We start from the raw sequence: 11,051 nt of genomic DNA, 5'->3' as shown, positions 1-11,051 counted from the left end.
AAACCGGTGCTCGGGGCCATCATGTCGCAGCGACACCCTTTTGCCGATCGCATTAAGCAGTTGCCATTCGTCAAGCTGTACGAGATCACCAAAGTGAACCGGGATATGATGGTGGATGAGGTTCGGCGCCAACTTATCGCCGGGGGGAGGTGAGATTTGCCCCTCGTCTTACGAAAGCGAGCATGGAAGATCCTGTGACGCGTGCTCGGTGCTGTGGCACTCTGGCTTTGCCAGCAGGCGCTGGCCACGTGCCGAGTGCCCGGTTCGGGTTTTCTTTCGGCGGGCAGTGCCTGGTCTCGTCCAGGAACAACCCTTGGTTCAAAGCGCGAGGAGGTCCTCGGGCCGCCACGTTCGCTCCGCCCTCCCGGACGCCCGCTTCAGGTCCGCGGGGTTCCTTGGCCGCAGATGGGCCGTGATGAGCGAGGGCGGACGCCACAAAGAGTGGAGGCTTGGGGGACGAGTAGGGCTGTTCGCTGGGAGGCCCATGTGGACGGAGAAAAATGCCTCTCACACGCTGAGAAGACTATAGCGTGGTCATGGGAGCACGAAGCGGTGCGCACGCTGGCCCTTGGTTAGCCATCATGGGCACAGCAGAGGCAGGAGGTGTTTGCAGTGCTGGAAGCGGAAAGAACGTGAGTGGTCCTCAGGTGGAGCCTGATTCACCATAGACGGGGTAGCGATAAGGACATGCATGGCAAGAATTGACAGTCATCCAATCCTGGAAGTTCCTACCGAGCGGAAGCGAGTTCGTTTCACCTTCGATGGGGGAGAGCTGGTCGGGTTTGAGGGGGAGATGCTTTCCTCCGCACTGATTGCCAATGGCGTGTGGTCGTTTTCGCATCATCGCCGGGGTGGCGCGCCGCAGGGCATCTTCTGCGCTAATGGGCAGTGTTCCCACTGCACGATGTTGGTCGATGGCAGGGCCCAAAAGACATGTGTCACGCCGCTCCGCGCCGGCATGGACGTGCGGACTCTCCGAGGAGTTCCTGCCGTTCCCGAAGACGATCGGCCCCTTTCCCTCTGGGAACAAAAGCAACTGACCTGCGACGTCCTGGTGATAGGTGGTGGCCCCTCCGGCTTGACTGCCTCGATAGAGCTCGCCAAGCTGGGCTTTTCCGTTGTGCTGGTGGACGACAAGTCGGCGTTGGGGGGAAAGCTTGTCTTGCAGACGCACAAGTTTTTTGGCTCGGTGGAGGATTGCTACGCGGGCACGCGCGGGGTCGATATCGCCCGCCTGCTGGCACGTCAGGTCCAGGATCTGCCCAATATCACGGTGATGACCAACGCGTCGGTGGTGGGGATCTATAAGGACCGGAAGGCTGGTGTCTTCGTAGGGGGCACAGAATACGTGCTGGTGGCCTTTGACGGACTGGTTGTGAGTGCCGGCGCACGGGAAAAGGGCCTTATCTTTCCGGGCAATCACTTGCCTGGTGTGTACGGGGCGGGCGCCTTTCAGACGCTTGTGAACCGCGACCTTGTACGGCCCGCCGAGCGCCTTTTCATCATCGGCAGCGGCAACGTAGGGCTCATAGCAGCATACCATGCCTTGCAGGCCGGGATTACGGTGGTGGGTATCGCCGACATCCTGGCCAAAGTGGCGGGCTACAAGGTGCATCAGGACAAAATCAAACGGATGGGCGTACCCATCTACCTTTCCCACACCATCCTTTCTGCTGAGGGACGGGAACACGTGGAGCAGGTGACCATCGCCAAGGTGAACGAGCAGTATCAGCCGCTCCTGGACACGGCGCGCACTTTTGCGGTGGACACACTGCTGCTGGCGGTAGGATTGACCCCGATAGACGAGTTCTACCAACTGGCGCAGCGCTTTGGTTTTCCGGTGGTGAAGGCGGGTGATGCTGAGGAAATCGCAGAGGCGTCTTCTGCCATGTTTGGCGGACGGATTGCGGGCTTGCGCCTTGCCCAGATGCTAGGCAAGGAGGTCCAGATCCACCCGTCGTACGCGCAGAAGATGGAGGTGCTGAAAAGCCCACCGGGAGACGTGTACGCCAAACATCCTGTGCAGCTGGGTCAAACCTTCCGGCCGATCTTGCATTGCGTGGAGGAGATTCCTTGTGACCCCTGTGCGGCAGTGTGTCCCTCGGGGGCCATCTTTCTACGCGGCAAGAAAGGCAACCTTCTTGACCCTCCAGTTTTCTCGGGGGAATGTTCCGGGTGTACCGCATGTGTTGCGGCCTGTCCCGGGCTCGCCATAACCTTAGCCCGCTGTATCGATGACCACTGGGCCGAAGTGGTGATCCCGTATGAACTCCGACCCTCTTTCGCGGTTGGCGACCACCTCCCAGTTATGGACCAGGAGGGGAACTTCTTGGAGATGGCCGAGGTGCTCAGGATTCGTTACAACAAGAAGTACAAGACCCACCTAGTCACGCTCCGTGTTTCCCTTTCCAATGCTCCTTTGGCAGCCGGCGTGCGGGTGCAGAGACCCGAGGACACAGCTCCACTGCCGGTCCCGTCCTTGACACACGCACCGGAGGCAGGGGTCGTGTGCCACTGCGAATTGATTACTCTGGGCGAGGTCGTCGATTTCATCAAAAAGCACCAGGTGACGGACGTGAATCAGCTGAAGGTGTTGAGAGTGGGAATGGGTGCCTGTGGCGGAAAGAATTGCTCGCAAGTGCTGGCCAGGGCCTTTGCCATGGCCGGGGTCGAATGGCAACGTGTTGAGAAGGGCACTGTGCGACCACCCGCCGTGGAGGTGCCGTTGACTGCCATCCTCAACGAAGCCGAATGAATAGCTGGGCGACACGGAGGCGCTGCTGCCAGTGAAGAACACGTCGGATGTGGTCATAATCGGTGCAGGAAGTGTGGGGCTTCCGCTGAGCTATTACCTCGCGCGCAAGGGGCTCAAGGTGACCGTCATCGAGCGCGAAGCGTCGCCCGGCAGGGGGCAGAATCGGGCAGCCATCGGGGGCATGCGCGCCACACACTCTGACCCGGCAAAGATCAAGATTTGCTTGCTTTCACTGGAGATCATCCGCCACATGGGGGAGGAACACGGCCTGGATGTGGACTGGGTGCAAGGCGGATACCTGTTTCCTGCCTACGATGAACAGAAGGAAAGAACACTCAAGAGCTTGTTGGTTCAGCAAAAGAAGTACGGGCTGAACATTGATTGGCTCGTCCCGGAGGAGGTCGCCAGCCTCGTGCCGGGGATTAATCGCCAGGGGTTGAGAGGAGGGACCTACTCGCCAGAGGACGGCTCGGCTTCGCCCCTCAAAGTGGCCCACGCCTACTGCTACCTCGCGCGCCAGGCAGGTGCTCAGTTCCGTTTCGACGAAGAAGTGGTGGGTTTCCGCATCGAGGGCGCGAACGTCACGGCGGTTGTCACCGACAGGGGGGTCTATTCGTGTGCCGTGGTGGTGGACGCCTCGGGCGCGGATGCGCGAGAGACAGGTGCCATGCTCGGCCTGGACGTTCCCGTGTTTCCTGATTCGCACGAGGCGGGAATCACCGAGCCGGTGCAGCCGTTGTTCCGTCCCATGGTGGTCGACCTCCGTGCCGGGGAAAACTCCGCCAATTTCTACTTCTACCAAAACAAGGAGGGGCAAGTCGTCTTTTGCATCACCCCTAACCCGCCTATTCTCGGCAAGGACTGCGATTGTACCTCATTGTTCTTGCCCCAAGTGGCGAGGAGGATGGTAGAGTTGTACCCCCGTTTGCGGCACTTGCGCGTGCGGCGCACGTGGCGCGGTCTATACCCAATGACCCCAGATGGCTTCCCCATTGTCGGCTATGCCGAGGGCATAGACAACGTGCTCCTGGCGGTGGGCATGTGCGGGCAGGGCTTTATGCTGGGTCCGGGCCTGGGAGCGATGCTTGCCCAAGTGCTCGCCGAAGGGAGCACGCAGTTTGACGACATTCTCCAACAATTGAGCCCTTGCCGGGCGTTTGCCCGCGAAGAAATGCTAAAGTAGAGGCCCATAGCAGCTGCGCATTAGAACAAGGAGTCGCCGATGTACGAGTATGAAATCGCCAACCGCATCCCCATCCTGTTCGCCCTCAGCACTTGTCCCCGGTGTCAGCGCATGAAGCGTTTTCTCCAAGAGCACAAGGTACAGGCAAAGATTGTTGACTATGACCTGCTGCCAGCGGAGGAGAAGCGCCCCATTCTACGCTTCCTGCAGCCCATCAATCCCCGGCTGTCATTCCCTACGCTGGTGGTGGGCGACATGGCCGTAATTGGCGAGGACTATGACGGGGTCAAGGAGGTGTTAGGTCTATGACTGTGGAACAGTACTATGAGGCCTTGAAGAAGTTTGCCCCCACGCGTGGCCTCATCCTCAATCCGGATTGGGAGGTGGTCAGACCGCTGTTGGAGGGGCTGCTTAAGAATGGTGAGCGCTACGGCTTGCGCACCTGCCCGTGCCGGCCTGCGACCGGCGATCCCGATAAAGACAGCGACATCGTCTGTCCGTGTGTGTACGCGAAGCCGGACATCGAGGAATATGGGGCGTGCTACTGCTGGCTATACGTCTCGCAGGACTGGATCGATGGTAAGGTGCCCCATGTGCAGATTCCCGAGCGGCGTCCGGTGGAGCGCACTTTGGATATATAGCTGCAGGCGGCGGAGATATTCGTCCCTGCACCTGCCAATTGAGCCAGAAGCGGGCAGTGGCAGTTGTGGGGATGGAGAGCGCGAGGTGTTGTGAATAGCTGGCGCATTATGCGCACAGAAGGGAGAAGACCATGCCACCACAGGGGAGCGAGGTTGCAAAAAGTCTGCAGACCGCACTGGCCATTGAAGACCAGGGGCTGGAGACGTATCTGAAATTCGCCAGACAGACGAAGGATTTGACCGGCAAGAACATGTTCATTAGGCTCGCCATGGATGAGCATGAGCACCGTCGGATCATCGAGCGTCAGCTGAGGCATGCGCTCGAGGGACAACCCCTTGTGCCGGTTCAAATCCCCACGTCGGAGGTGGAGCGGATCGTGCCCACAATCAGGGAGAAGCAGCTCAAGACCAGAGGGGAGGCCGGTCTGGCGGAAGTGGATGCATTGAACACGGCGCTGGACTTGGAAAGAAAGGCGGCCGCCTTTTTCCGCCAGCAGGCGGAGGGTGCCGGGAACGCCGAGGCGCGGGCTGTGTTTCTCCGACTTGCCGAGTGGGAAGACAGCCACTACGATCTTATTCAGGCAGAGCTGGACCACATCAATCGCACGGGCTTCTGGCTGGGAATCCCGGAGTTTCAGATGGACGGCAAGTACTAGCGCTTCGTGGGGTGCTTGGCAAGGGGGCGAGAAGGACCACCGGGCGGAGGTGGGGCCCTGCGCGTGCGCGACGGGAACGCTGGCAAGGCCCGCGGACTATGGCTGGGGTGGTCTTCCGTTGCCAGAGGAGGTCGCATAGGCTTTCCTCGCAGACTGGCCGTCAACTCAACAGGGGACTCTTCTCGAGGTGGTCCTTGTGCACGTCCCATTGCGAGGGCGAAACGCTTTGAGGGCTGCCCGAACCTTCGAGAGGATGAACCAGAGCGTGCCTGGGACCGGGCTCGACGAGAATCGGGGGCCTGTCGGACATTTTCCTCAGGAGATGCGATTTATGGAAGAGAAACTGGGCATGATGGAAGCCGTCGAAATGGCGATGGCCGCAGAGAAGAAGGCTCAAGAGTTCTACGCCGAGGCAGCCGGCAAAGTCGTCAACGAGCGCGGGAGAAATCTGCTCCAACAACTGGCCAGGTTTGAGCAAAGCCACTACGAGGCGTTGGCGAAACTGCTGGCCTCACTAAGGACCTCGGGCGCTTTTCTGCCCTATGCGGGCACCGGCTTTGCTCCATTCCGGGCGGCCGGAGAAGTCGCCGGCAAGATTGAACCCCAGCGGGATGACGCACTGAGCATTCTTCAGAAAGCGATTGAGGCCGAGACCGAGGCCTACGAGCGGTACAGGGGCCTGGCATCGCGCACCACCGACCCGCATGGAAAGGAGATGTTCGAAAAGCTCGCTGCGGAAGAACTTCTCCACCGGCGAATTCTCAATGATGAATTCTACTACCTGAGTAACCGTGGCGGCATCTGGTTTTGGGGCGACTAACCCGCGCCCAAAAACAACGAAGCGTCCATGAAGGAGGCACATTGAAACCACAAGTTGGTGACGAAGCTCCGGATTTTGCGCTTCCGGACCAAAAGGGGGTGGTACATCGACTTTCGGACTACCGCGGAAAGTGGGTGTTACTCTATTTCTATCCCAAAGACGACACGCCCGGATGTACGGCAGAGGCGTGCGCTTTCCGTGATAACCTCCCTGCTTTCGGCGCGCTCAAGGTGCAAGTGTTGGGGGTCAGCGTGGACTCGGTATCGTCGCACACCCGTTTTGCAAGCAAGTACAAGATTGAATTCCCGCTCCTGGCAGACGAGGAAAAGAAGGTGGTCGCCTTGTATGGCGTGTGGGGCAAGAAAAAGTTTATGGGAAGAGAGTTCATGGGCACCAACCGCACCTCGTTCCTGATTGACCCTGACGGTCGCGTGGCCAAAGTGTACGAGAAGGTCAAACCGGACCGACACGCAGAGGAAGTGCTGCAAGATCTAAACTCGCTCGGCGCATGAGAAGCCATGGACGTGGGCACGGGGAGCAGCTATGAACGTGATCTGCTTTGGCGATTCCATCACTCAGGCTGGGGATTGTGCCGAGGGGGACAGGTGGCCTACCGTTTTGCAGATCGCACTTGACGATTGGCGGGTAGGGGTATACCACGTGTACAATCGAGGCGTGAACGGCAACACCACCGCCGATGGCTTAGCCCGCTTTGCCAAAGACGTGCTGCCGCTCTTGCCCGGGGTGTTGATCGTAGAGTTTGGCATCAACGACTGCAATCATGCGCCGTGGGGTCGTGTGCCCGCGGTGGGGGTGGAAGAATACCGCAAGAATCTTCGAGAATTCCACCGCGTGTGTCGGGCGCAAAAGAGTGTATGTGTGTTGGTCGCCAATCACCCTCTTTCTCGTGCCAGGCTCGCGCAGGGCAATGGCCGCACGCTCCATGTGAACCTTCAACCCTACAACGAGGCGGTGCGCCAGCTGGCCGCGGAGCTGAGAGCTCCACTGGTCGACATACCCCGCATGATGGAAGAACGTGCCATCAAACTGGCTGATTTCGTGCAAGAGGACGGAATCCACCTGACTGCGCAGGGAAACCATTTGTACGGGGCAATGGTCTTCGAGCGCCTGCAGGAGATTCTGAAACGAATTAGCTGATTCCACAGTGGTCGCTGGGGGCCCCCGCCGAGAGCGCACGCGCTTGGACCGAGGTCCCAGGAGGAGGCGATGCGGAGAGCTGCGGTATGGTGCATCCAGGGATTACTGAGCGCTACAGTGGTCATGGCGCAAGGGGTGGCAGTGGGCCTTCGGGTGGACCTAACTGACTCACTGGGCCTGAATAGGGCAGAGGGTCAATTCGCCCAACTGTTTGTGCCAGATTACTTCCAGCCGCCGCAAGATGGCAGGTTGACGCTTGTGGTGCACCTGCACAGTGCTTCGTGGGCAGCGGAGAATCAGGTCTACAAAGCGCACGCCAATGCAGCGTTGGTAAACATTCACCTGGGCGCGCTGTCCAGTCCTTACAAGAGCTATTTCTCAGACCAGAGTCGGTTCGCTGCGATGCTGGAGGTCGCGCTCCGCGAGCTGGCTACGCGAGGGATTGTGGACTGCCCTCAGCTGGGCACGCTCATTGTGACATCCTTCAGCGCGGGATATGCGGGCGTGCGGGAGATCATCAAGAATGGCTCGTATTATGAACAGCTCAGAGCGCTCGAGCTCGCCGATGGCCTCCACTGTAGCTCCGACCCAGGTCTGATGATTGCGCAGATGGCGGATTTTGTGCGTTTTGCGCGCGACGCTGCGGCAGGGCGAAAGGTGATGCTCCTCACGCATTCCAGCATCAAGACGGCGGGATACGAATCCACCACGCAGACGGCCGACTACCTCATTGCCGCCATCGGCGCGGCACGGGTGCCGTGCGCACTGGCCGATGAAATCGGCTTCCAGTATTCGCGGTGTGATACTGGCCACTTTCACCTCCGGGGCTACCTGGGCGATACCGCAGATGATCACCTCAAGCATCTCTACGCCATGGACACGATGCTGGCCCAGGCCCTGGAGATTCTTGGTTCGCAGCCCTCTGGAAGCCCACAAGGGAGACGTTCCGAGAGCACGTCACTGAGCGTGAGAGTGTATCCAAATCCCTGCAACCCACGGGCTACTTTTCGCTGCCAGATACCGACGGCCGGGCAGCTGAGACTCACCGTCTATGATGTCCTGGGCCAGGAGATCTTTGCATTCGAAGGTGGCCACGTTCCCGCCGGGCTCATCGAGTTGGCATGGAACCCCAGTGCGTTGCCGGCGGGAGTCTACGCTTATCGGCTGCAGGCCGGCGGCGCCACCGCTGCGGGCCACTGCATAGTCCTCAGGTAGAGTGGCGGCCCAAAAGGAGGACAGATGGACAGGACACAGCGGATGGCGGGGAAGCGACCACTGCTAGCCGTAGTAGTGGCGGTGGTCTGCCTGGCGCAGGGGTGCGCAAACAGGAAGCTCCATCAAGTGGATGAACTCTTCCGCGCTTACAGTGGCCAGGTGCCGGGCGCGGCGCTCATGGTGATCCGCCACGGGCGCCCCATCGTGATACGGTGTTACGGGCTCGCGCACCTGGAGAGGCGCGAGCCGGTGCGCCAATGCACCAACTTTCGCCTCGCCTCGGTCAGCAAACAGTTCACCGCGATGTGTATCATGATTCTCGTAGAGCGCGGTCTCTTGCGCTACGACCAGACACTGCGCCAAGTCTTTCCGGCCTTCCCGCCCTACGGAGAGGGCATCACTATCGACCACCTCCTCCATCACACCTCTGGCCTCATCGACTATGAGTCCCTCCTGCCCGACACCATGACGAGGCAAGTGAGCGACGCCGACGTGCTGCGGATGATGATGGCACAGGATTCGACCTACTTCCCACCCGGGAGCGAGTTTCGGTACAGCAACTCTGGCTATGCCGTACTGGCCATGGTGGTCGAAAAGGTTTCGGGTCAGCACTTTGCCGATTTTATCCGCGATAATGTTTTTCTGCCCTTAGGTATGGCCGGGACGGTGGCCTACGAGCGTGGCGGGCCGGAAGTACCGTGCCGCGCCTTTGGCTACCGCGTTGTGGACGATAGCGGCTTCGTGTTCAAGGATCAGAGTACCACTAGCGCAGTCTTGGGCGATGGGGGCATCTACTCTTCGCTTCGTGACCTTTTCCTCTGGGATCAGGCCTTGTACACGCGACGGCTGGTTTCGGCCGCCACACTGGAGCAGGCCTTCACCCCCGGCTTGCTCAGCGATGGCACGAGTACGTCCTACGGTCACGGCTGGCGACTGGATACGTATCGCGGACATCGCCGTATGCACCACACGGGCAGCACCTGCGGATTTGCTACTGTCATCCAACGCTACCCTGACGACCGCTTCACCGTGATCGTGCTGACGAACCGCAATGAACCCAGCTTGATGGAGACGGCTGAACGAGTCACTGATCTTTTCTTGAAGTGACTCTTTCTATCGCTCATCCCGCAAATCTGTGCAGGGAAGGAGGCGCTTGGATGCCACCCAGGCAGGGTAGCCCACGGTGGAAAAGACTCTTGGCGAACGGTAGCCTCGTGCCCTGATGCTTATCGCCTTGGCGCGGGCATTCATTGCCTCCACCGCACTGTTATCAACGGGCAGATCGAAGGAGGCCAGAACCCCAGCCCGATGTCTCGCCAGCAGGGAGGCGCACTACCTCATGGGCCCAAATCCGGAGCTGAGAGCCGAGCGGTGCCAGCGGTCCGACAAACGCCAGGCCTCCCCCCTGCTTGGCTAATGCCAGAGCTGACGGGAATATTCCTTGAGCAGATAGGTGCGGGGGATAGCAAGGTTCAGCCTCTCCAGGTATTCGAGCGGCTGCCGTTCCTGTGGATGGAGTCTCCAGGGATCCTTTAGCCACAGGGAGGCTGTACTTCGGGAGCTTTGGTTTGGTGCGGCGCAGGCAGTGGGCCTTCTGGCCCCTAAGCGGTCCGGGGGCAGCCGACAGCTGACCCACAAGGTGAAGGCCGCCAAAGACCGCAACGAGAGTGGCCTGCCACGGTCCACCTCGTACCCCTCGCGGTAAAGTGCCAATTGTGGCCTGTGGGCATATAAAATTTCTCCTTGACCTGCATGAGTGTGTGTCCACTTCAGGCGAGGACGAACTGCCTCAATGCGTGGGCGCCTCTGCCCAGTACATTGGTTGAGCAACTCGCACTTTGGTCTCGTAGATGTGCGGCCGCCTGCTGCCGATCACGTCGGTGTTCAACACCTGCCGAGAGGCAAAGCCATAGGCTCCTGCGCGCCTGAGTGCGGTGTACATGGCCTGCCAGAAGACTCCAAACAACCTCGGGACCGTGTGGGGGGCAGCAAGCTCGACCGTTGGGCCGGCGTCACAATCAGCGACTGACTCAGCCAGTTCTTGCCGCTGCGTTCCGGAATACACTCTGCCCTGACCGCACAGTGGGGACACTTGACTCGCACCGGCGCACGGCGCCCCAGTTTGCGGTTCTGCAACGTCAACAACACTACTTCTGCTCCAAGCAACCCGATTACGGTGGTTTGCAGCACCATGACCAGTTGTGTCCGTCTCATCTCCGCCTCGCTTTGCCCGAGGCTGCGCAAGGTCACCTGTCCAGTGCAGCCGCTCCGGCCCCCCGTGCCCCGTAATTTGGGTGAGTTGCAGACCGTAGAAGCCACATGCCATCATCGAGCCGCTGTTCGGCGCAGAAAGGCCATTGGCGTGGCCGAGTGCTCGCAGCCGTTCCTACTACGGGCGACAAAGGAGAGCGTAGAGACAAGCACGCCGACGCGCCACAACATCTCAGCTCCTCGCGGCGATAGGAGGAGCCGCATCGGTTCTTCGTCACCTCTGCGTGGGCTCCCGCGCGGCTAGCGTGCCTGCTGCCTATGCGGTGACAAATCTGACGTCTGTTCGGGTAGTGGTACTTGCAGGCGATTGTTCCACCAGACTGGGCGCAAGGTTGGATAAGCCGTAGAGGAA

Annotated in this window: 11 protein-coding genes; 10 read left to right on the top strand and 1 reads right to left on the bottom strand. The window is 59.9% G+C overall.

From position 1 onward, the window contains the following. Positions 1-691: 691 nt before the first annotated feature. The 10 genes from ONB25_14530 (at position 692) to ONB25_14485 (ending at position 9,535) form a co-directional block, all read left to right on the top strand. On the top strand, positions 692-2,755 hold the full coding sequence (locus ONB25_14530; protein MDZ7394100.1) for an FAD-dependent oxidoreductase: 2,064 nt from the start codon (positions 692-694) through the stop codon (positions 2,753-2,755). Between the two features lie 31 nt (positions 2,756-2,786). Continuing rightward, the gene (locus tag ONB25_14525; protein MDZ7394099.1) at positions 2,787-3,938 is read left to right on the top strand and encodes an FAD-binding oxidoreductase; all 1,152 of its coding nucleotides are present in this window, start codon (positions 2,787-2,789) and stop codon (positions 3,936-3,938) included. A gap of 39 nt (positions 3,939-3,977) precedes the next feature. Continuing rightward, complete coding sequence (locus ONB25_14520) at positions 3,978-4,247, top strand: glutaredoxin family protein (protein MDZ7394098.1); 270 nt, start codon at positions 3,978-3,980, stop codon at positions 4,245-4,247. Next, positions 4,244-4,579, top strand: coding sequence for a ferredoxin:thioredoxin reductase (locus ONB25_14515; protein ID MDZ7394097.1), 336 nt, complete (start codon positions 4,244-4,246; stop codon positions 4,577-4,579). Before ONB25_14520 ends, ONB25_14515 begins: the two co-directional genes overlap by 4 nt. A gap of 131 nt (positions 4,580-4,710) precedes the next feature. After that, on the top strand, positions 4,711-5,235 hold the full coding sequence (locus ONB25_14510; GenBank protein MDZ7394096.1) for a ferritin family protein: 525 nt from the start codon (positions 4,711-4,713) through the stop codon (positions 5,233-5,235). 196 nt (positions 5,236-5,431) lie between these two features. Beyond that, on the top strand, positions 5,432-6,055 hold the full coding sequence (locus ONB25_14505; GenBank protein MDZ7394095.1) for a ferritin family protein: 624 nt from the start codon (positions 5,432-5,434) through the stop codon (positions 6,053-6,055). A 41-nt stretch (positions 6,056-6,096) separates the two neighbouring features. After that, positions 6,097-6,567: a thioredoxin-dependent thiol peroxidase gene (bcp, locus tag ONB25_14500; protein MDZ7394094.1), complete on the top strand. Its 471-nt coding sequence runs from the start codon at positions 6,097-6,099 to the stop codon at positions 6,565-6,567. Between the two features lie 31 nt (positions 6,568-6,598). Then, positions 6,599-7,213: an SGNH/GDSL hydrolase family protein gene (locus ONB25_14495; GenBank protein ID MDZ7394093.1), complete on the top strand. Its 615-nt coding sequence runs from the start codon at positions 6,599-6,601 to the stop codon at positions 7,211-7,213. 69 nt (positions 7,214-7,282) lie between these two features. Further along, the gene (locus ONB25_14490; GenBank protein ID MDZ7394092.1) at positions 7,283-8,428 is read left to right on the top strand and encodes a T9SS type A sorting domain-containing protein; all 1,146 of its coding nucleotides are present in this window, start codon (positions 7,283-7,285) and stop codon (positions 8,426-8,428) included. A gap of 24 nt (positions 8,429-8,452) precedes the next feature. After that, positions 8,453-9,535, top strand: a complete 1,083-nt coding sequence (locus tag ONB25_14485; protein ID MDZ7394091.1) for a beta-lactamase family protein — start codon at positions 8,453-8,455, stop codon at positions 9,533-9,535. Between the two features lie 682 nt (positions 9,536-10,217). Here ONB25_14485 and ONB25_14480 read toward each other — a convergent pair. Next, positions 10,218-10,370, bottom strand: a complete 153-nt coding sequence (locus ONB25_14480; GenBank protein MDZ7394090.1) for a hypothetical protein — start codon at positions 10,368-10,370, stop codon at positions 10,218-10,220. Positions 10,371-11,051 lie beyond the last annotated feature (681 nt).

It is taken from the genome of candidate division KSB1 bacterium, from assembly GCA_034506335.1.
In the GTDB taxonomy this organism is placed as follows: Bacteria; Zhuqueibacterota; Zhuqueibacteria; order JANLFK01; family Oleimicrobiaceae; genus Oleimicrobium.
Note: the sequence above shows the minus strand (reverse complement) of the source record. Positions and strands in the feature narration are given on the sequence as shown.

Excerpts from the sequence above, each read along its gene's own strand:
- ONB25_14510 (MDZ7394096.1), top strand. The coding sequence starts at position 4,711 with ATGCCACCACAGGGGAGCGAGGTTGCAAAAAGTCTGCAGACCGCACTG.
- ONB25_14485 (MDZ7394091.1), top strand. The coding sequence starts at position 8,453 with ATGGACAGGACACAGCGGATGGCGGGGAAGCGACCACTGCTAGCCGTA.
- ONB25_14520 (MDZ7394098.1), top strand. The coding sequence starts at position 3,978 with ATGTACGAGTATGAAATCGCCAACCGCATCCCCATCCTGTTCGCCCTC.
- ONB25_14495 (MDZ7394093.1), top strand. The coding sequence starts at position 6,599 with ATGAACGTGATCTGCTTTGGCGATTCCATCACTCAGGCTGGGGATTGT.
- ONB25_14515 (MDZ7394097.1), top strand. The coding sequence starts at position 4,244 with ATGACTGTGGAACAGTACTATGAGGCCTTGAAGAAGTTTGCCCCCACG.
- ONB25_14490 (MDZ7394092.1), top strand. The coding sequence starts at position 7,283 with ATGCGGAGAGCTGCGGTATGGTGCATCCAGGGATTACTGAGCGCTACA.
- ONB25_14480 (MDZ7394090.1), bottom strand. The coding sequence starts at position 10,370 with ATGTACACCGCACTCAGGCGCGCAGGAGCCTATGGCTTTGCCTCTCGG.
- ONB25_14530 (MDZ7394100.1), top strand. The coding sequence starts at position 692 with ATGGCAAGAATTGACAGTCATCCAATCCTGGAAGTTCCTACCGAGCGG.